Raw genomic sequence first — 21545 nt, 5'->3', positions numbered from 1 at the left:
GCGCATCTTTGCGTCAACGGAAAGCGAGTAGTTCGCCTTTTGTCGACACGACGTAGAGCGTTTTGCCTGCAACAACCGGCGGAGTGGTGGCACCACCGGGCACTTCAACGCTGCGGTTAAGGATGCCATCGGTGGGATCAAAGAAGCGCAAAAGCCCATCGTTAGATGCAACGATGATCTGGCCACCTGCCAGAATCGGGCCGTAATGCGCAACGATCTCGGAACGTTTACGTGGCTTGTCTTTGACAAACCCCGGCAGCGGTTGCGACCAGATCACCTCACCCGTGTCAGCATCAAGACGCAGCAGGCGGTTGGTGTCACTGACCTGGAACAGGCTGTCCCCAGCGGGCCAAACCGGACCCAGCGCGCCTTCACGTGCGGTCCAGAGGCGCAGACCACTGTCTGCTTCAAAGGCAGCGGTACGACCACCGTGGTTGCCCACATAGATGCGCTGCCCCACCACAACCGGCGCGCCGGTTACGTCATTGATGGTTGAAACCGTGCGGCCTGTGCGCTCACCGGCGATGGACGCGTTCCAACGGCGAAAGCCGCCTTTGCGGAACGTCGCGGCAAGGTCACCAGAACCAAATGCAAAGACCGCAAGATCTTTGGTAAGCGCAGGCGCAGGTGCACCCAGAACGTTTGCGGCACTTGGGGTCGCTTCAATCTGCCAGGCGATGCGGCCGTCTTTGGTTTTCACAGCCCAGCCGGTGTCATCACCTGCCACAACATATACAAGACCATCGCGCACCAAAGGCTGGCCCGAACCCGGCGCATCCAGCTCCTGACGCCAGATCAGATCCCCTGAGGCTGCATCCAGCGCTGTCAGCACGCCAAAGCCAGAGGAGATATAAACCGCGCCCTTATGGTAGGCGATGCCGCCACCGGTGGCCTGGCCTTCGGAATCGGTGGCTGGGATAATATCGCTCTGCCACAGAATACTGCCATCTGGAGAAACCGCAGACACCTGCCCGGCACTGTCGAGCGTATAGATACGCCCTGCCCCAACCGCAGGCTGCGCGGTGATGCGCTGTCGGCGTTCATCACCCGAGCCGATGTTGGTCGACCAGATCAGATTGGGTGCGACTGACAAGGCTGCGTTTGCAACCCGATAGGCCGCGGTGCCATGGGGCTGCGCCCAGTCTTTGTTGACGGTTTGTTTTGCCAGCGAAATCGCGCGGGATTGGTTTTCGACCTTACCAGCCAATTCAGGACGGATTGGTTCACGAACCCCCTGCAGCACCGGTTCTTTTTCGGTACAGGCAACAACCGCAAGGGCAAGAGCGGAGGTGCACAAAATCCGGCTCATACGGAAAACAGAAACGGCTTTTGTCATTCTTTGCCCTTTGCACTCAAACTTCAGCGATGTTGTGTCATGAAAACGCGGCTGTAATCAACCGCCATGCGCAGGTTGCGGTGCAACCTCGCCGCCAAGCGCCACAATCAATTGGTTGGCGCGATCGCGCATCTCATGGCGGCTGGTTGCATCTGCAACCAGAGCCTGCAGACGTGCAATCGCGGCAGATGTATCACCAGCTTCAATATCCAGAAGCGCAAGTTGCTCTTGTGCCAGATGGCGCAGCGGCGCGTTCGGTGCGGCCAGCGCGTCAAACTGCAGGCGGCGCTCTTCAATACCAAGGCTCTCGCTCTGCAAGATCAGGGATTTGAAACTTGCAATGTGGCGGTAGATTTCCGGCAGATCGCCATTGGAACCAATGGATTGCAACAGCACAACCGCTTCATCCGTGTTGCCTGCATCCACCAAGGCACCCGCGCGCGCCATATCCAGCACCATCTGACGATCGAGCGTCTCGGTCTCAACCGCGGCGAGCGCTGCAGCGCGGGCATCCGCGTTTTCGGCATCAACCGCTGCGATCATGGAATCCCCCAGCGCCTGCGATGCGGTTTCCACCTTGGAACGGTTGATCTCGCGCAGCGCGGTGCCGCCAACAATGGCAACAACCACAACCGCACCAATCCAGCCATAACGGCGCAGCATCAGAAACAGGCGGTCGCGGCGCACCTCTTCGGTGACTTCGTCGATGAAACTATCGGTATCGCTCATGCGGCGCTCCCTGGTCGTCACCCGGCGAGGCCGGAGATTGTATTGGCTTTTGCTCCTCTTACCCTGATGCGTCACTCCTGCCAAGTGGTGCTGTCATCGTGATCGCTACGACAAAACAGCCCAAAGATGTGGTTACGGTTCAAATAAAATATATCAATTGGCTTCAAATGTGATCTGAACCACTTAGTTTAGATGCAACAGTACTTATACAGTCTGTGGCGATTCCACTTTGAGACATGGGAACATGTGTTCGAATTTGGAGGTGCCGCACCACTTGTGCCGTCAGTAACTATTTTCAGGGCCCGACCAAAATGCGTATCATACCTATCCTGACAGCCGGAGCTGTAAGCGTTTTTCTTTACGCGCTTGTGATTGAGAGAGAGGCTCTTTTGGCCTTTGCCAGCGGCACGGACACTGGGGACGCCGGGACAGCCACAAAGACGTCTGAAGCTGCGCCCGAGGCCGCAGATAAAGACGAAGATCGCGTACGCGTCGTTGCGTTGCGTAGCACCGCACGCAATATCAACAGCGCGGTTGTTTTGCGGGGACGCACTGCTGCAAAGCGTCAGGTTGAGGTACGCGCAGAAACCACGGCGCGTGTGATTTCCGCACCGTTGCGCAAGGGCAAACATGTCCACGAAGGGGAAGCGCTGTGCAAACTGGATACGGGCACTCGCCCGGCTGAATTGTCAGAAGCCAAGGCGCGGCTTATCGAAGCAAAAGCCCGCCACCCCGAAGCCGAGGCCCGCTTGCAAGAGGCCCATGCACTTTTGCGTGAAGCTCAAATCAATCTGACTGCGGCGGAAAAACTGTCCAAAGATGGCTACGCCTCTGAAACACGTCTGGCCGCCGCTGAGGCTGCTGAACGCACCGCGCTTGCATCCATTGCCAGCGCAGAATCGGGCCTCTCCGCCACAGCCGCAGGGATCGAAGCCGCCGCCGCCGGTGTGAGCGCAGCCGAAAAAGAGCTGGAGCACGTGACCATTCTTGCGCCTTTTGATGGGCTGTTGGAAAGCGACAGTGCTGAACTGGGCAGCTTGCTACAGCCCGGCAGTCTTTGCGCCACAGTCATCCAGCTTGATGAAATCAAACTGGTTGGTTTTGTGCCAGAGGCCGAAGTTGACCGCGTAACCACCGGCGCCATTGCCAGAGCCAAGCTGGCCTCTGGCGCCGAGGTCGAGGGGCGGGTGACATTTGTCAGCCGCTCCGCCGACTCGGAAACCCGCACCTTTGAGGTGGAAATCACTGTCCCCAACGCAGATCTGAGCATTCGGGATGGGCAAACCGCAGACATTTCCATCGAGGCCCCCGGCACCAAGGCACATCTGCTGCCGCAATCATCGCTGACGCTCAACAATATCGGACAGTTGGGTGTGCGCCTTGTGGGGCAAGATGAACGTGTTGATTTCATGCCCGTTACCCTGATCGGCGACACCACAGAAGGTGTCTGGCTCTCAGGGCTTCCCGAAACAGTGAGCGTTATCATTGTGGGACAAGAGTTCGTGACCAAAGGGGTCGCGGTCCACACCACCTTTAAAGAGGCTTTCTGAACATGACGGGGATCGTACGCTGGGCAGCTGACCGCGCCCGAATGGTCATTGCCTTTATTATCATTTCGCTGCTGGTTGGTGGCTTTGCTTATTCGGCCCTCCCCAAAGAGGGTGAGCCGGACATTGAAATTCCCGCTGTATTCATTTCGGTGGAATTTCCCGGCATTTCTGCCGAAGACGCAGAAACGCTGCTGGTCAAGGTCATGGAGACCGAGCTAGCCGATCTGGACGGGCTCGACGAAATGGAGGCGACCGCGGCCGAAGGCTATGCCGGTGTTGGGCTTTTGTTCGAATTTGGTTGGGACAAAAGCGCCACTTTGGCCGATATCCGCGATGCGATGGACACCGCAGAAGCAGAGTTTCCGGAAGGTGCGGAAAAATATCACCTGACGGAAATCAACTTCTCTGAGTTTCCCATTGTTATTGTGAACCTTTCAGGCGCGGTGCCCGAACGCACCATGACCCGTCTGGCCAATAACCTGCAAGACGATCTCGAAGCACTGGATGCGGTGCTGGAAGCAGGGATTGCAGGCAAGCGCGACGAGATGGTTGAGGTGTTGATCGACCCGCTGCGTCTTGAGGCCTATAATGTCACCGCACTTGAACTTATCGAGGTGGTTCAAAACAACAACCAGCTGATTGCAGCCGGTGAAGTGGACAGTGCTCAGGGCGCGTTTGCGGTCAAGATCCCCTCCACCTTTGAGAATGTGCAAGACATCTATGAGCTGCCGATCAAAACCAATGGCGACCGGGTCATCACATTGGGTGAGCTGGCAGAGATCAACTTTACCTTTGAAGACCGCACTGGCACCGCCCGTTTTGATGGTGAAAAAACCGTGGCTCTGCAGGTGGTCAAACGCAAAGGCTACAACCTGATCGACACCGTCAACGAGGTCAAAGCAGCCGTGGCCAAAGCGCAGGCCAAATGGCCCGAAGAGCTTCAGGCGGCGGTGAAAGTGGGTACCTCAAACGACCAAAGCAACAAAGTCAGCGCCATGGTCAGCCAACTGGAAGGCTCGGTTCTGACCGCGATTGCGCTGGTGATGATTGTGGTATTGTCGGCGCTTGGCAGCCGCGCAGCTTTGCTGGTGGGCTTTGCCATTCCAACATCTTTCCTGCTGTGTTTTGCCTTCCTGGCGATGATGGGGATTTCGATTTCAAACATCGTCATGTTTGGTCTGATCCTGGCAGTGGGCATGTTGGTGGATGGCGCCATTGTTGTGGTGGAATACGCGGACAAACGCATCAAAGAGGGCGTTGGCCCGATGCACGCCTATGTAGAGGCCGCGCAGCGCATGTTCTGGCCAATCGTGTCGTCAACGGCAACCACGCTTTGTGCATTCCTACCAATGCTGTTCTGGCCCGGTGTGCCCGGTGAATTCATGGGCATGCTGCCGGTGACATTGATCTTTGTTCTGTCCGCGTCGCTTGTGGTGGCGTTGATCTATCTGCCTGTTATGGGCGGCGTTTCGGGCCGGATGAGCCGCAGCTTTGGTATTATGGCGGATGCATTGCGCACGCGCCTGCCGTGGGTTGTGCGGGCCGCGTTGGTGGTGCTGACGCTTCTCGGAATGTTTACCGGTGCGATGCAGATGCTGAACCCGACCTATATCATGCCCGAAGGAGCCAGCACCGCAGCGGCACTGATCGCGGGTGGATTGCTGTTTATGCTGTCGGCTTTTGGCGCATCAGTTGCGCTGTCTTCTGTGGAACGCCAATCAGCCGAGGAAAACCCACAAGCCGGGTTCAAGCTCAACCTGTTTGGCCATTTTATCAAACTGATCGCGGGCAATCCGGTCATGCCTGTGGTGACACTTCTTGTGGTTGGCCTTGGTATTTCCACCGTGTTTGGCTTGTTTCAGGAAAACAACCACGGCGTTGATTTCTTTGTGAAAACCGAACCAGAACAGGCAACTGGTTATGTTCTGGGACGCGGCAACCTGTCCTTGGCCGAAAAAGACGAAATGGTGAAAATCACCGAAGAAATCATTGCGTCCCATCCGGCAGTGATCAACGTGTTCTCCTTCGCGGGCCAAGGCGGGCTGAACACCGACAGCTCTGGTGCATCTACCCCTCCCGATACGGTGGGTCAGGTACAATTCGAAATCATCCCGTGGGATGAGCGCCCCAAGCAGAAGGAAAAAATCCTGTGGGGCCTGTTCAACCGCGAAGTCACAGCCACCGAGTTTGATGGCGACTATGTGATGGCAGAGCTCAATCGTATGGTGGCTGATATCGCTGGCTTTGATGTGGAACTGCGCCCATTGGTCGACGGTCCGGCGGCTGGCAAACCTGTACATCTGCGCATCAAAGGGGATGATTGGGGGCCTTTGCGCGAAGCAGCTATGCTCGCACGGGCCAAGTTTGAAGAGACCCCTGCCCTTATCCAAATTGAAGACAGCCTGCCGCTGCCCGGCATCGACTGGGTGATCGACGTGGATGTGGCCATGGCTGGCCGTTATGGTGCCGATGTGGCCACTGTGGGGGCGATGGTGCAGCTTGTCACCCGCGGCATCCTGCTGGGGGAAATGCGTGTGGATGGTGCCGATGATGAGATCGAAATCCGCACCCGACTGCCGGAACAGGATCGGGTTCTGTCGACGCTTGATTCCTTAAAAGTGCCAACCGCCAATGGACCGGTGCCGCTGTCAAACTTCATCACCCGACGCCCGGTGCCAAAGCTTGCGCAGATCGACCGGATCGACCAGCAACGCTTTTATGACGTTAAGGCCGATTTCAAACCGGGGCTGAGCAAGGTGGTAACAGGCCTTGATGACGATGAGGTCGAGCTGGCCCTGATCGAAGTGGTCGCTGACGAAAGCTTGCCAGCGCAACACAGCACCAACAATGGCGAACGCTTTAACCTGTTCACCCTGAGCGGGGCCGCAGACGTGTCCGAGGTGATTGACGCGCTTGATGGTGACGGTCGCATGGTGCCAATCAACGCCAATGAACGTATCGTTGAGCTGACCAAATGGCTGGAAACCAACCCGTTTGATGCATCGCTCAGCTGGGAATGGACTGGCGATCAGGAAGAGCAGGCAGAATCCGGCGCGTTCCTGTCCAAAGCCTTTGCGGGTGCCCTGGCTTTGATGTTTGTAATCCTGCTGGCCCAGTTCAACAGTTTCTACAACTCTATCCTCGTATTGCTGGCTGTGGTTCTGTCGACCACCGGGGTGCTGATTGGTATGATGGTGATGGCACAGCCTTTCTCCATCATTATGACCGGCACCGGTATTGTGGCGCTGGCAGGGATTGTGGTGAACAACAATATCGTTCTGATCGACACCTATCAGGAATACTGTCAGAGCATGCCGCGCATTGAAGCGATCATCCGCACCGCTCAGGCGCGGATCCGTCCGGTGCTACTGACCACAATCACCACAATGGCGGGCCTTGCGCCGATGATGTTTGGGGTGAGCCTCGATTTCATCAACGGCGGCTACACCATCGACAGCCCAACCGCGCTGTGGTGGAAACAGCTGGCAACTGCGGTGGTCTTTGGCCTGGGCATTGCCACCTTCCTGACGCTTCTTGTCACCCCGTCGCTGCTGGCAATCCGGGTCTGGGTCACCACCTATGCGGCGGTTCTGGCGCGGGTGATTGGCAACCTGAGTGGCGGCAGCAAAGATGTTGCCGCACAGGATCGCAAACTAGAGCGCGACGCCGACCAAATCACCGACACGGAGATTTTCTGGGAAGGAAGCCCCAAAGGCAAACGCGCCCTAAAGGCCGCTGAATAAAAGACAAAACCCCGCCACACTGGCGGGGTTTTCTTTGCAAGCTTTAGAAGAACACACTTGCGCTACGGTGCCTGCCCCCAAACCCAGTTAGTTTCGAGCCGCTCAAAAAGAGCTTTCCCATTGGTCAAGAAACAGGTCGCGTTCATGATCGGTTCGACATCGCCACTTCTGCACGCTGTCGGATTGCTCGAAAAAAACTGAGATCGCGCTGCGAAAACTTGCGCCCTTTCTCAGGCTTCGAAAAGCAAACCTATATTGTTGTATCGGCCAATCAACGTTGCCACCTGGAAGCTCTGGTCTTGTTTGGCTTAGGTGTTTCCAGGGTCTCTGCGCCAATCGCCAGGCCCTTACATACTCGGGCGGATCGAGCCATATAAGCGCATCATATTTCCCCGCCACCTGAGGTATAAGACTTGGGCCTCCCTCAAGGATCCAAGTCGGCTGCGTGATCGCAGACGCAAGAGCGGCTTCGATTTGAGCGCTCTTTTTTTGCTCCCACCGCGTTTTTAGTTTCAGGGCATCGTAAGAAATAACCGGAACATCGGGCCGAACAGATGCGAGCTTCGCTGCAAAGTGGCTCTTCCCGGCTCCATTTGCACCGGTGACAACGATCCGCTTCATGTCATTCCCTATACTCGAACCATCACGTTTCTCACGCATTGGCAGCGATATCCCACCAGACTACATGGCGACAGTCGCGCTGCCTCTGTGATCTGTGGTTCCAGCGTTCACTACCTGAGATTTGCGCAAGTTGCGTGATGTGCCCAGAGGTCGGTCCTGTTTTATCGGAGCGGTTTTCCTGTTTCACCCTCGAGCAAAGACAGCATGAAAAAATGGGCGGCACTGCCGCCCATCCAGGATCATTTATGCTTTGGTGTCATCCTTTTTGGCAGGCACATAAAGCTCCCCGCCAATGCGGAACTTGGCGGCCATGGCCTCCATCCCCTCTTTTTGTGCTTCGGCCCGAATGTCGTGGCTGATGCGCATGGAGCAGAATTTTGGCCCGCACATGGAACAGAAATGCGCAACCTTATGCGCTTCTTTTGGCAGGGTCTGATCGTGGAATTCACGTGCGGTGTCAGGATCCAGCGACAGGTTAAACTGGTCCTCCCAGCGGAATTCAAACCGCGCCCGCGACAGTGCATCATCACGGCGCTGCGCCCCGGGCAGACCTTTGGCAAGATCCGCAGCATGGGCCGCGATCTTATAGGTGATCACCCCGGTTTTGACGTCATCGCGATCCGGCAGGCCCAGATGTTCCTTTGGCGTCACGTAACACAGCATGGCGCAACCAAACCAGCCGATCATCGCCGCACCAATACCGGATGTGATATGGTCATAACCCGGCGCAATATCCGTGGTAAGCGGGCCAAGCGTGTAAAACGGGGCCTCATGACAGCATTCCAGCTGCTTATCCATGTTTTCCTTGATCTTATGCATGGCCACATGGCCCGGACCTTCGATCATCACCTGGCAGTCTTTGGCCCAGGCGATCTTGGTCAGCTCACCCAGGGTTTCAAGCTCGGCAAACTGTGCCTCATCATTGGCATCGGCAATCGAGCCCGGACGCAGGCCATCGCCCAGCGAGAACGCCACATCATAGCGGCGGCAGATGTCACAGATCTCGTCGAAATGCTCATAGAGGAAGCTTTCGCGGTGATGGTGCAGGCACCATTGCGCAATGATCGAGCCGCCGCGCGACACGATACCGGTGACACGTTCAATCGTCATCGGCACCATATGCAGACGCACGCCCGCGTGGATGGTGAAATAATCCACCCCCTGCTCTGCCTGTTCAATCAGCGTATCCCGGAACACTTCCCAGGTCAGGTCTTCGGCAATTCCGTTCACCTTTTCCAGCGCCTGATAGAGCGGCACAGTACCAATTGGCACCGGAGAGTTGCGCACGATCCACTCGCGTGTGTTGTGAATGTTGCGCCCCGTCGAGAGATCCATCACCGTATCCGCGCCCCAGCGGATCGACCACACCAGTTTGTCGACTTCTTCTTCCATCGATGATGTGACCGCCGAGGTTCCCATATTGGCGTTGATCTTCACGAGGAAATTGCGCCCAATAATCATCGGCTCGGATTCAGGGTGGTTGATATTGGCCGGAATAATCGCGCGACCCGCTGCAATTTCAGACCGCACAAATTCCGGTGTCACGTAATCAGGGATGTTTGCCCCCCAATCGTGGCCATCGCGGTGACAGGGTGACAGCTCGCGCATTTGGTTTTCGCGGATTGCCACATACTCCATCTCAGGGGTCACAATGCCTGCACGCGCATAGGCCAACTGGGTCGGCGCTGCATCATCCTTGCCGCGCAACGGATTGATCACATTGGGAAATTCCGCGACCAAGCGCTCACCTTCGGCAAAGCCGTTGTCTTCGGGTTTGACATCACGGCCCTGATATTCTTCGACATCGCCGCGCGCACGGATCCATTCGGCGCGCATAGGTTTCAGCCCCTCGCGAATATCGGTCAAAACATCGGGATCTGTGTAGGGGCCCGAGCTGTCATAAACCGGCAGCGGCGGCTCTCCCGAGGTGGGATGCACCGAGATTTCGCGCATCGGCACGCGGATATCCGGGTGAATTTCGCCCGGCACATAGATTTTGCGCGATGCGGGTAAGGCACCTGTTGTGATCTTTGGATTGGGGACGTTCATTTGGTGCTCCTATAGCAATCACCGCATTGCGGCGTGATAAGGACACCAGTGGATTCGGGTGGGAAACATGCACATGGACAGGCCCGATGTGACACATAAAGACATGCTGCCAGCACACAGCTGGTGGCGATCCCTTTTAGCTTCCTACGCCAGTATCAACTGGGTCAGGTTCAAAGGGTCGCGTCACCTGTGCTACGCACATTTCTGCCTCTCAGTCCCTTGGGCGGGACTCCCCTGCGTGCGGATTGGGTAGCAACATGTAAAAGCTGCGGTCAACAGTGATTTTATAGATTTTTGTTTGTCGCATGGGGTGAAGACACAGCTCAAATCGAAAAAATTCATTTATTAACAAGTGATTAAGGAGATATGTAAAAGTATCAAAAAACCAGCATCACAACATCAAAGCGCCTCCCAGATCGGAAGGCGCTTTTATCAGACTGAAGTTGATTTTATTCTGGTATTGTAAAGACTTGCCCTGGGTAGATAAGGTCAGGATTGCGAATGGCTGTGCGATTGGCTTCAAACACACGCACGAATAGAAACCCTGTTCCATAGCGCTGTTGTGAGATCGCCCAAAGCGTATCGCCCTCTTGTACCGTCACAACCCGCACGCTGGGGCGGCTTGGGTCCACATCATCGGTGGACAGTGCAAGCTGTTCTGGTTCAGCTCGGGAAAATGGCGTTTCAAGTCGGCTGATGACTTTCCCCTCCAGCGGATCAAGCTCATCCAGACGCAGGGTGTAGACGCCCGGCTTCAACCCTTCCAGCTCCCCTTGCCAACTGCCCGACGGCGCGGCCGTAATGTCTGCCCAGGGCGTATTATCAACGTAGACCCGTACCAGGCTGTCGGGCTGCGCCCGCCCGGCCAGCACCACTTCACCCGCCGCGCTGTAGCTGATGGTATCCAAAGCAATCTTGTTCAAAGGCGCAGGTTGGCCTGCCCCGGCCGGTTGCACCAGCTCAATCCCGTCAGGCCCCGCCTTCAGCACTGCCACTGCTGCAGGTTTGGGCGGATCCGCTGTTTCAACCTCTGGCGCGGGATCTGCCTCCGCTGCTGTGCGCGGCGTATCAGCCTGCCCTTCCAGCGCAATGGCCGGGGCCTGCGCAGGAACCGTTTCTGATGAGCGTACCACCGCGATATTGGCGGCAGCATGTTTTGGAGTGTCAGACGCGACCTGACCAAGGGTCTGTGTGAGGTTGAGGTCAGCCTCAACTGGCGCGGCCTGCTCGGCCGCATTCTGCTGCTGTGCCAGCGCGATATTTTCATCAACCAAATCATCAGCCTGAGACTGCGCCAATGCAGCTTCGGCCGCGTCAGTTGCCGTGGCCTCTGCAGTGCGTTCAGCCACTTCAGCGGTATCTGCTTCAATCGTGTCACGCTGTGTTTCAACAGCGGGCGTCTCCGCGATTTGCACTTCAGTTGTATCAACCAGTTCGGTGGCCGGTGCAGGCGCACTTACTGGCGCACTCGCTGGTGCAGACTCTGGCTCACTGTCTGGCGTGGCTGCGGCGACCTGTTGTTGCGCTGCGGGTTCATCTGCCGCAACTGGCGCTGTTTCAGCGGCATCCCCTTCTGGCGCGCTTGCGACCTCTTCAACTGGGGTATCCGCCGTAGCATTCGCAACCGGTGTCGCCGGAGCCAGGATAAAGCTCACATCCGACACTGCCCGCGCGTCCCCTTTTGCAAGTTCAAACGTTAGCACACGTGGTGTTTCGCTTGGGCTGATGATTGGAAAAGCCACGAACTCACCACTGTCGCCAACGGTGTGCTCCTGTATGAGTTCACCGTCCAACAGGATCAAAACCTGTGCACCGGGCTCAGCGCTGCCTGCAATCAGCCCTGCCCCTTCCGGATCAAATCGGATCACATCAATCTCTGGCGCGGCGAGGCTTGCGCTTTCACCGGCCTCAATCTGATCGGTAGGTTGGTCTTTTTCAGATACCGCCGCCTCTGGTGTGTCAGCTAACGGCGCAGGTGCTGGCACCTCGGCGCTTTGTTCAACGCTGGCAGGTGCCGCCTCTTGCGGATCGAAGACCCCAAACTGATTGAGCACAACGCCACCAATAATCACAACAACCGTTGCAACCCCGCCAATGGTGAGCGCCCCCACGCCCCCTGAACCAGATGTTCCTGACATGGTATTCCTTCCTTAAAACGGGAGGTTCCCCCGCTTGTAGTTGAGCCGCAGACCGTGACCCGCTATCAGGGAACCTGCGACATCGTATTTCCATTGAAACACAACAGCAAAGTTCCGCCGAATGATCATTAATTCTGTATGTGTGTATTGCGGCTCCCGTTTTGGGGCAAGCAAAAGCTACGAATCATCTGCTGTCTCTCTTGGTCAGGGGCTCGCCAAACGCGGGCTGCGCTTGGTCTATGGGGCTGGCGATGTGGGGCTGATGGGCACCGTTGCCCGCGCCTGTATGGAGGCTGGCGGCGAGGTGTTTGGCGTTATCCCAGAACATCTGGTGAAACGCGAAGTCGGCAAATCTGACCTGACCACCTATGTGGTCACCGAAACCATGCATGAGCGCAAAAAGGTCATGCTTTATAACGCTGATGCGGTGGTTGTGCTGCCCGGTGGCATGGGATCACTGGATGAGCTGTTTGAAGCAATCACCTGGCGCCAGCTGGGATTGCATCAAAAACCGATCCTGATCCTCAATATTGATGGCTATTGGGATCCGCTGAAAGTGCTGATTGACCACATGATCAAGGAAGAGTTCGCAGGCGAAGACGTACATGCCGCGCTTACTTGGGTTGAGAGCGTGGATGCGGCGCTTGCAGTATTGTCTAATTGAAGCCAGACACTGCCAATACAAAAAGCCCCACTCAGACGAGCGGGGCTTTTACAATCAGCGTGTTACAAACCGCAGGGCTTAGCCCAGACGGGATGCCACGTTTTCCCAGTTTACCAGGTTGTCCAGGAAGTTGGTCAGGTAAACAGGACGCTTGTTGCGGAAGTCGATGTAGTAGGAGTGCTCCCATACGTCGCAACCCAGCAGTGCGGTTTGACCAAAGCACAGCGGGTTCACGCCGTTTTCGGTTTTGGTCACTTTCAGGCCGCCGTCGGTGTCTTTGACGAGCCATGCCCAGCCAGAGCCGAACTGACCAGCGCCTGCTGCTGCGAACTGGGATTTGAACTCATCAACGGAGCCAAAGGATTCAACCAGTGCTTTTTCCAGCTCACCCGGCATTGCGGTGTCGTTCGGGCCCATCATTTCCCAGAACTGGTTGTGGTTCCACAGCTGGGAGATGTTGTTGAAGATGCCGTTTTGCGCAACTGCGTTTTTGTCGTAGGTGCCAACGATGATCTCTTCCAGGGTCTTGCCGTCCCATTCGGTGCCAGCGATCAGCTTGTTGCCATTGTCCACATAGGCTTTGTGGTGCAGATCGTGGTGGTATTCCAGCGTCTCAGCCGACATGCCTTTGGCCGCAAGTGCGTCATGTGCATAGGGAAGATCGGGAAGTTCAAAAGCCATATTAGCCCCCTGATTCAAAGATGAATTATAACCGTCCCTTTCATGTCTCTTGGGGGGTATGAAGGTCAAGCCCCAAGCAGATCTGGAACAGCAAGTCTCGCACTTTTATAGTTACGATTGACACCCTTCGCACGAAGAAGCACCGCGTTTGTTAAATCTGCGCCGTCGGGGTCTGAAAATCACACGACCCCGAACAGCACCGCCAGTCCTCTCTAACAGCAATCGCCATCTTGGTAGCGGGCTGCGTTGCGAGGCATTCAGCGTGAAACGCGGCCGTAGCCGCGCTTTTGCGGTGATGATCAAGGCTGCAGCTTGCAGCGCCCGGTGCCTCTGTCGGTGTTATCTGCGCCAACAATGAGCAGGTTCAAATGCGCTTTGCCTTTTGCTTTGCGGTGTACAAGCGAGAATTTCATATCGCGCTGACCACCGCCCGAGAATTTCATGTCGTCGACAGTCCAGCGCACCCGCAACAGATCGCTGGTGTTTTTCACAAAGCTCGCCTTTTTGGGAGCCTGCTGCACGTAGGCAAGGATCGGGTCCGAGACCAGCGCTTCTGACGCGCTTTTCACGTCAACAACAACAATTTTGGGAATTGTATTGTTACGACCAGCATCAGCAAACTCACAGGCATATACTTCGGCCTGTGCCGTGGATGCGGAAAACGCAGCAACCGCGAACGCGGCGGAAAATAGAAATTGAATGGACTTTCGATTGAATCTCACGTCTTTACTTCCCTTATGGTTGCAAAGCGTAGCTAAATGCGAAAACGGCCCCGAACAAGGGGCCGCTTCACAGTTTTTCAACAAAATGTGTAGTTTACGCACAGAGGTTTCACTCTGTTGCGTATACTCCAACTGAAGAGTCCGGATCAGCCGCGACTTTCAGCAGGTTGAACATATAGTCCCCAACCGAACGGAAGCAGACAATGTGAAAGCTCTCACTTTGATCCAGCCAAAATGCGCCAGCCGCCTGTGCAAGCCGCGTGCGGCGGAAATCCCCCGGCAGAAACTTTGCTGGAGACAGATCGATCGGCGCAAGTTTCGCCAGCACCTCACGTGCAGCTGCACCAGTCACCGTGAAGTAGGCCCGCGCATCAGACACGTTGACGACCAAGGCATGTTCGCCTTTGAGTTCGCCATTCAGCGCTTCAACTTTCGCTTCGACGCCTTCATAGCCGGTCACAACAAGCAGCTCATCCGGGGCCATCCAGGTCACGGTGGTGTCGCCTTCGGTTGTGGCCTTCAGCACCTCTGGCACCGCGCAGCCGGTCACGGTTTTCACCGCTTCGGCCAGCTTTGCTGATGTGATGTCACCGCGCAGGGTGATCATCCCCTTCAAGCCCGCATCTTTCACTTCGGCCAGACCAGAGTAAGAGGCCCCATTCAATACGCTAACTGCATTAGACATTCTGCTTCTCCCCGTCTTTGTCATAGACAACCGGATCAACAATTCGAGCTTTGTAGACCTTGCCATCGGTGCCTGGGAACGAAATCACCTCTCCCATCCGTTGCGGGCCATGTTTCACCAACCCCATGGCAATGCCACGGTCGAGGTTGGATGAATAGTAGGTGGAGGTGACGCGACCAATGGTGTTTTTCTGACCATTGCCATTCACGCCATCGCCCAACGCATAAGCCCCATCCGGCAGAACCGATCCATCCACGGTTTCAAGCCCAACCAGCTGCCAGCGTTCCGGATCCGCCATGTGAGAGCGCGAATGCGCCCGCTTGCCCAAATAGTCTTCTTTTTTCTTGGAGAGCGCCCAATGAAGACCCAGATCCTGCGGGATCACGGTACCATCGGTTTCGTCGCCAATCATGATGAAGCCTTTTTCAGCACGCAGGATATGCAGACATTCGGTGCCATAAGGCATCACGCCGAATTCCTTACCCGCATCCATCAGCGCATCCCAGAAGGCCTGACCTTCAGAAGCCGCAACCGCGATTTCATAGGACAGTTCGCCTGAGAAGGAGATGCGATAGGCACGTGCTTTGAAGCCGCCGATTTCCCCATCACGCCATTCCATGAACGGCAGCGCCTCTTTGGAAACATCCATGCCACCAAGCTTTTCCAGAACCTTGCGGGCATTGGGTCCAACCACCGCAACCTGGGCATACTGCTCGGTTACATTGGCCACAAAGACCTTCATGTCCCACCATTCGGTCTGCAGCCACTCTTCCATATGGCCGTGGATGCGCTCGGCACCGCCGGTGGTGGTGTGGCAAAGCCAGGTGTCCTCATCGATACGGGCGACAACGCCGTCATCAATCAGGAAGCCATTTTCCGAACACATCAAACCATAGCGGCATTTGCCGATTTTCAGGTTCGACATCATGTTGGTGTACATCATGTCGAGGAACTTGCCCGCATCGGGGCCGCGCACAACCAGCTTACCAAGGGTTGATGCATCAAGCAGGCCGAGGTTTTCGCGGGTGTTTCTTACCTCACGGTTCACTGCATCATGCTTGCTCTCGCCCGGACGCATAAAGGTGAACGGACGCCGCCAGTGGCCCACAGGTTCCCAATCAGCACCGTTTTTATCGTGCCAATCATGCATGGGGGTTTTGCGCAGTGGCTGGAACACCTCACCGCGTGCTTCACCACCAATCGCACCCATGGAAATGGGATGATACGGCGGACGGAACGTGGTGGTGCCAACCTGCGGGATTTCCGAGCCGAGACTATCAGCAAGGATCGCCAGACCGTTGATGTTGCTGAGCTTACCCTGATCGGTTGCCATACCAAGTGTGGTGTAACGCTTGGTGTGTTCAACACTTTCAAAGCCTTCACGCGCAGCCAGCTGAACATCCGAGACTTTGACATCGTTTTGATAGTCAAGCCAGGTCTTCATCCGGTGTTTGATGTCAGCGTTTTCAGGCATCAGCCAAACCGGTTCCATCGCGGTTTCAACCTGCGTATCCGCCTCAGGCGCAACGGCGTTTTGCGCCGGATAACCCGCAGCTTCAGCCGCACCCGCGCCTGCGTTGGCCGCATCTGTCAGCACCGCCTGCAGCCCCATTGGACCAGAAGCAGCACCCGCAGAAGCCACAAAGGCGTTGCCATCATGCGAGGTCGGCGCGCGGCTTGGATCAGGGCGGAAATGAGCCTGCTCGTTATCCCAGTTCAGCTTACCGCCACAATGGGACCACAGGTGCACCACCGGAGACCAGCCGCCGGACATTGCCACAGCGTCCACATCCAGCTCTTCAATCGACTGACCGTCGCCGTTTTGCAGACAGATCGCAACGCGGGTGACGCGTTTTCCATCTGTTACCTTGGCAATGGCGCGGCCATCTTCGACACGGATGCCAGCATCCCGAGCAGCCTGCGCCAGTGCACCGCCACCCAGACGACGGGCATCCACCACACAGGCAACTTCAACACCCGCCTTATGCAGGGTCAAAGCCGTGCGATAGGCATCATCATTGTTGGTGGCAATCACCACACGTTTGCCAGGTGTCACGCCCCAGTTGACCAGATAGTCACGCATGGCCGAAGCCAGCATAACCCCCGGAACATCATTGCCCGCAAAAGACAGCGGACGTTCGATCGCACCGGTTGCGGTGATGATCTGCTTGGTGCGGATACGCCACAGACGATGACGCGGGCCATCAAGGCTCGGGTCATGATCAGTCAGGCGTTCATAGCCCAAAAGATAGCCGTGATCATAAACGCCAGAGCCCATCATGCGGTTGCGCAGGGTGACGTTTTCCATCTCCCCCAGCTCCGCCAGGGTCTTTTCGATCCAGGCGTCAGTGTCCAGACCATCGATGGTGCCGCCATCAACAGGCGCGCGCCCACCCCAATGGGCGTTTTGTTCAATCAGCAGAACCTTGGCACCAGACTGGGCCGCGGTTTTTGCCGCCTGAAGGCCAGCCACACCGCCACCAACAACCACGACATCTGCAAAGAAGTAGAAGTGTTCATAGGTGTCTGCATCCACCAGCTCGCGATCTGGCGCTTTGCCAAGACCGGCAGACTGACGAATAAACGGCTCGTAGACGTGCTTCCAGAACGGTTTGGGGTGGATGAACATCTTGTAATAAAACCCGGCGGTCAGAACCCGCGACAGGAATTTATTGTTCAAGATGCCCAGATCGGTTTCCAGGCTGGGCCAGTGGTTTTGCGACTGGGACGCCAGACCTTCAAACAGCTCGGTTGTGGTGGCGCGCTGGTTCGGCTCAAAGCGATTGCCGGACCCAAGCCCGACCAGCGCGTTTGGCTCTTCGGCGCCTGAGGCAACCAGGCCACGGGGCCGGTGGTACTTAAAGGACCGCCCCACCAGCATCTGGTCATTGGCCAGAAGGGCTGAGGCAAGCGTATCACCCGGATGACCCAGCATACTGCGGCCATTGAAGGTGAAGACAATCTGTTTGCTGCGATCGATCAGACGACCGTATTTTGCTAGGCGCATGCTCATGTCATTGAACCTCTCAAAAGCGGAGAGCGTGGAATGCCTCCGGCGGGAGTATTTTGAAAAAGGTGAAGCATCAGGACGCGGCTTCAACGCTGTCATTTGCAAATTCGCGCCAGCTCCAGCCGGGGCGTTTTGCAGAGATCTTGTCCAAGATGTGTTGCGGCGGTTTCACCGTTTGTGCGCTGTAGGTTCCAAACACCTCAAGCGTGACGGTGCAGCGTGCGGCATGGAACCATTTGCCAGTGCCATAGATATGGCGCCAGCGTTCAAAATGCACACCTTTGGGGTTTTCGCGAGTGAAAAGATAGTCGTGGAACTCTTCGTCAGAAGAGCCCGGACCATAACGTTTCAGATGCGCTTCGCCACCGGCCTGCAGTTCGGTTTCGTCGATCATGACACCGGTATAAGGACATTCAAGGATCAGCATTGGCTCTGCTCCGTGTAGACGTGGAATGCGAAGGTTTTCATCAGTGCGCCACCCCGGCGGCCACACTTTCGTCGATGAATTTGCCTTCCTTGAAACGGTTCATGTTGAACTCTTCGGAGAGGTTGGAATGCCCGGTTGCCATCAGCTCAGCCATGGCCCAGCCAGATCCCGGAATGGCCTTAAAGCCCCCGGTGCCCCAACCGCAGTTCACAAAGCAGTTCTTAACCGGTGTCGAAGAGATGATCGGTGAGCGATCACCGGTAACATCAACAATACCGCCCCATTGGCGCAGCATCTTCAGGCGCGACACCATCGGGAAGGTCTCAATAAGGGCGCGTACGGTTTCCTCGATATGGTGGAACGAGCCGCGCTGGGTGTAGTTGTTAAACCCGTCGGTGCCACCACCAATGACCATTTCGCCCTTGTCGGATTGCGACATATAGCCGTGGACCGTGTTGGCCATGACCACCACATCCATACAGGGTTTGATCGGTTCAGAAACCAGCGCCTGTAGCGCCACGCTTTCTACTGGCAGGCGGAAGCCAGCCATCTGAGAAAGATCCGAGCAGTTACCGGCCACAACCATGCCAAGCTTGTCACAGTTGATCGCGCCTTTATTGGTATCAACCCCAACAACACGGCCACCTTCGGTGCGTACACCGGTGACTTCGCATTTTTGGATGATATCCATGCCCATTGCAGAACAAGCACGTGCATAGCCCCAGGCGACCGCATCGTGACGGGCAGACCCGCCGCGCGCCTGCCAAAGACCACCCAGAACCGGATAGCGTGGTCCTTCCAGGTTGATGATCGGCACGAGTTCTTTGACCCGTTCAGGGCTGATCCACTCGGTTGTGACCCCTTGCAGCGCATTTGCGTGTGCCGTGCGCTTATAACCGCGCACTTCGTGCTCGGTCTGCGCCAGCATGATCACACCACGCGGCGAGAACATAACGTTGTAGTTCAGATCCTGGCTCATATCCTCATAGAGCGAGCGCGCTTTCTCGTAGATAGCGGCAGAGGGATCTTGCAGGTAATTCGAGCGAATGATAGTTGTGTTTCGCCCGGTATTGCCACCACCCAGCCAGCCTTTTTCCAAGACAGCCACGTTGGTGATACCGAAATTTTTACCCAGATAGTAGGCTGTGGCGAGACCATGCCCACCAGCACCGATGATAATCACGTCATAGTGACGTTTTGGCTCAGGCGAGTTCCAAGCGCGCTCCCATCCGGAGTGATAGCGCAAGGCCTCCCGTACCACCGCAAAGGCAGAATAGCGTTTCATTAGCGAATCCAATGGCTCAAGACTGTTTTATGTATGCAATTTGCGCGCAAATAAGCCGCGTTCTTAATCGTCATATTGATGTAACTTTGCGACATTCGGTGATTATGCGCAAATTTAACAGGACAGCGCGCCGCAGGTAACAGGGGTTTTGTCGCGGCACAGCTCCCTATAATAGGGGGGAGAAATATCGGAGTGCCCATGTTCTTTTGGATCGTAACCGGGGCGATTACGCTCGCCGCCAGCTCATTGCTCGCTATGGTCATCCTGCGTGGCCGCAGTGCAGGAGAACCTGCCGCTGCCTATGATCTGCGCCTCTATAGACAGCAGCTTAAGGACGTGGATCGCGATCTCGCTCGAGGGGTCATTCAAGAGAATGACGCCGCGCGCATTCGCACCGAAGTCTCACGCCGCATCCTTGCGGCGGATGCCGCGCTCAAGAAACATCAGTCCGGTGACGCGCAGCCAAAGACACTTTCTTTAGCTGTCGGCGGTGGTGCGGCCCTCGCAATGCTTGTGGGTGCATTTGCGCTTTATTGGACCCTTGGTGCGCCGGGCTATGATGATCAGGGACTGCATATGCGGCTTGCACGGTCAGTAGAGGCCGCGCGCAATCGCCCGAGCCAGGCGCTCATGGAACAGGACACCCGCCCATTTGAGCGCCCCAACAGTTCAGAAGACTATAAAAACCTGATCGCAGAGCTCAGAGCAGCGGTGGCGCAACGTCCGGATGACGCACGCGGACAAGCGCTTTTGGCGCATCACGAAGCCGAACTGGGCAATTTCAGCGAAGCACATCAAGCCAAAGCCAACTATATCCGCCTCAAATCTGGCGCGGTGCGCGCGGCAGATTACGCAGAACTCGCCGAACTGATGGTGCTGGCAGCTGGTGGTCTGGTCTCCCCCGAAGCAGAAGACGCGTTGAAGCAGGCACTGGAGCGTGATCCCAACAATGGCACCGCGCGCTATTTCTGGGGTCTGATGATGGCGCAGCTGGGGCGGCCGGATGTGACATTTGGCGTCTGGCGCGAAACCTTGATTGCAGGCCCTGCAGGCGCGCCCTGGGTCGAAAGCATCCGCGCCCAGATCGAAGATATCGCCTATCTTGCGGGGCAGCAGATTGATCCTGACCTTCTGGCACCACCCAGCCAAACTGGCCCAACCGCGCAGCAGCTGCGCGATGGGCAAAGCTTGCCCGCGGACGAGCAGCAGGAGATGATCCGTGGCATGATTGAAGGTTTGGCCGAACGGCTTTCGACCGAAGGTGGCAGTGCCGCAGATTGGGCGCGTTTGATCACCTCATTGACGGTTTTGGGGGATGTGGAGCGCGCACAATCCATCTATGATGAGGCGCAAAAGCGGTTTGCAGGGGCGCCGGAACAGGCCGCCCTAATCGAAGCCGCTGCACGTCAAGCAGGACTTTCACCCGAATGATTTACGATGAGTTTTCCGAGTTTTACGCAGCCTTGCCCCCAATGAGCGCGCTCGTGGGCCTTGATCTGGGTGAAAAGACAATTGGCGTTGCAGTGTCAGATCGAATTGGCACGGTGGCGACACCGCTGGAAACCATCCGGCGCAAGAAATTCGGCATCGATAGCGCGCGCCTGCTTGAGATCATTAAAGAGCGTGATCTAGGCGGCATCTTACTTGGTCTGCCGCGCAATATGGACGGCACCGAGGGGCCGCGTTGCCAATCAACACGTGCCTTTGCCCGCAATCTTGCCCGCATCACCGAGCTGCCGATTGGTTTTTGGGATGAACGTCTGTCTACCGTCGCCGCGGAAAAAGCACTGCTGGAAGCAGACACCAGCCGCCGTCGGCGCGCAGAAGTGATCGATCACGTGGCCGCATCGTATATCTTGCAGGGCGCGCTCGATCGTATGCGTCATCTGAGCAGCCAGTAGGTGC

General features: G+C 56.5%; 16 protein-coding genes and 1 riboswitch. Of the genes, 5 read left to right on the top strand and 11 right to left on the bottom strand.

The window, feature by feature from the left end; all coding sequences use genetic code 11:
- Window positions 1-13: 13 nt before the first annotated feature.
- On the bottom strand, window positions 14-1336 hold the full coding sequence (locus tag GG681_RS16700; protein WP_153549180.1) for a PQQ-like beta-propeller repeat protein: 1323 nt from the start codon (window positions 1334-1336) through the stop codon (window positions 14-16).
- A 57-nt stretch (window positions 1337-1393) separates the two neighbouring features.
- Entirely contained in the window at window positions 1394-2065 is a 672-nt protein-coding gene (locus tag GG681_RS16695; protein ID WP_153549179.1) for a hypothetical protein, read from the bottom strand.
- 311 nt (window positions 2066-2376) lie between these two features.
- On the opposite strand from GG681_RS16695, the gene GG681_RS16690 reads away from it, so the two are divergent.
- Both GG681_RS16690 and GG681_RS16685 read left to right on the top strand, forming a co-directional pair.
- Window positions 2377-3615, top strand: coding sequence for an efflux RND transporter periplasmic adaptor subunit (locus GG681_RS16690; RefSeq protein ID WP_153549178.1), 1239 nt, complete (start codon window positions 2377-2379; stop codon window positions 3613-3615).
- 2 nt (window positions 3616-3617) lie between these two features.
- Window positions 3618-7358 (top strand): efflux RND transporter permease subunit, encoded by a 3741-nt coding sequence (locus GG681_RS16685; RefSeq protein ID WP_153549177.1) that lies wholly within the window; start codon window positions 3618-3620, stop codon window positions 7356-7358.
- Window positions 7359-7460: 102 nt separating this feature from the next.
- On the opposite strand, the gene GG681_RS16680 is transcribed toward GG681_RS16685, so the two are convergent.
- From GG681_RS16680 to GG681_RS16670, 3 genes are all read right to left on the bottom strand, one after another.
- Entirely contained in the window at window positions 7461-8018 is a 558-nt protein-coding gene (locus GG681_RS16680; protein ID WP_235900044.1) for a P-loop NTPase family protein, read from the bottom strand.
- Window positions 8019-8222: 204 nt separating this feature from the next.
- On the bottom strand, window positions 8223-10028 hold the full coding sequence (gene thiC / locus GG681_RS16675) for a phosphomethylpyrimidine synthase ThiC (protein ID WP_153549176.1): 1806 nt from the start codon (window positions 10026-10028) through the stop codon (window positions 8223-8225).
- Between the two features lie 124 nt (window positions 10029-10152).
- Window positions 10153-10274, bottom strand: a riboswitch (TPP riboswitch).
- A 203-nt stretch (window positions 10275-10477) separates the two neighbouring features.
- Entirely contained in the window at window positions 10478-12166 is a 1689-nt protein-coding gene (locus GG681_RS16670) for a LysM peptidoglycan-binding domain-containing protein (RefSeq protein ID WP_153549175.1), read from the bottom strand.
- Window positions 12167-12287: 121 nt separating this feature from the next.
- Between GG681_RS16670 and GG681_RS16665 the strand changes: the two genes are divergently transcribed.
- On the top strand, window positions 12288-12830 hold the full coding sequence (locus tag GG681_RS16665) for an LOG family protein (RefSeq protein ID WP_153549174.1): 543 nt from the start codon (window positions 12288-12290) through the stop codon (window positions 12828-12830).
- 78 nt (window positions 12831-12908) lie between these two features.
- On the opposite strand, the gene GG681_RS16660 is transcribed toward GG681_RS16665, so the two are convergent.
- The 6 genes from GG681_RS16660 to GG681_RS16635 form a co-directional block, all read right to left on the bottom strand.
- The gene (locus tag GG681_RS16660; protein WP_153549173.1) at window positions 12909-13511 is read right to left on the bottom strand and encodes a superoxide dismutase; all 603 of its coding nucleotides are present in this window, start codon (window positions 13509-13511) and stop codon (window positions 12909-12911) included.
- A 299-nt stretch (window positions 13512-13810) separates the two neighbouring features.
- The gene (locus GG681_RS16655) at window positions 13811-14233 is read right to left on the bottom strand and encodes a hypothetical protein (RefSeq protein ID WP_194287218.1); all 423 of its coding nucleotides are present in this window, start codon (window positions 14231-14233) and stop codon (window positions 13811-13813) included.
- Window positions 14234-14342: 109 nt separating this feature from the next.
- Complete coding sequence (locus GG681_RS16650) at window positions 14343-14918, bottom strand: sarcosine oxidase subunit gamma (protein WP_153549172.1); 576 nt, start codon at window positions 14916-14918, stop codon at window positions 14343-14345.
- Complete coding sequence (locus GG681_RS16645; protein WP_153549171.1) at window positions 14911-17931, bottom strand: sarcosine oxidase subunit alpha family protein; 3021 nt, start codon at window positions 17929-17931, stop codon at window positions 14911-14913. The genes GG681_RS16650 and GG681_RS16645 overlap by 8 nt, the downstream gene beginning before the upstream one ends.
- Window positions 17932-18001: 70 nt before the next feature.
- Entirely contained in the window at window positions 18002-18355 is a 354-nt protein-coding gene (locus GG681_RS16640) for a sarcosine oxidase subunit delta (RefSeq protein WP_153549170.1), read from the bottom strand.
- Window positions 18356-18395: 40 nt separating this feature from the next.
- The gene (locus GG681_RS16635) at window positions 18396-19640 is read right to left on the bottom strand and encodes a sarcosine oxidase subunit beta family protein (protein ID WP_153549169.1); all 1245 of its coding nucleotides are present in this window, start codon (window positions 19638-19640) and stop codon (window positions 18396-18398) included.
- Between the two features lie 198 nt (window positions 19641-19838).
- Here GG681_RS16635 and ccmI point away from each other — a divergent pair, with 198 nt between their 5' ends.
- Both ccmI and ruvX read left to right on the top strand, forming a co-directional pair.
- Window positions 19839-21071 (top strand): c-type cytochrome biogenesis protein CcmI, encoded by a 1233-nt coding sequence (gene ccmI, locus GG681_RS16630; RefSeq protein WP_153549168.1) that lies wholly within the window; start codon window positions 19839-19841, stop codon window positions 21069-21071.
- Window positions 21068-21541, top strand: coding sequence for a Holliday junction resolvase RuvX (ruvX, locus tag GG681_RS16625; RefSeq protein ID WP_153549167.1), 474 nt, complete (start codon window positions 21068-21070; stop codon window positions 21539-21541). The genes ccmI and ruvX overlap by 4 nt, the downstream gene beginning before the upstream one ends.
- The last annotated feature ends 4 nt before the right edge of the window (window positions 21542-21545 follow it).

The sequence above is a fragment of the Tritonibacter aquimaris genome (assembly GCF_009617595.1).
Lineage (GTDB): Bacteria > Pseudomonadota > Alphaproteobacteria > Rhodobacterales > Rhodobacteraceae > Epibacterium > Epibacterium aquimaris.
Note: the sequence above shows the minus strand (reverse complement) of the source record. Positions and strands in the feature narration are given on the sequence as shown.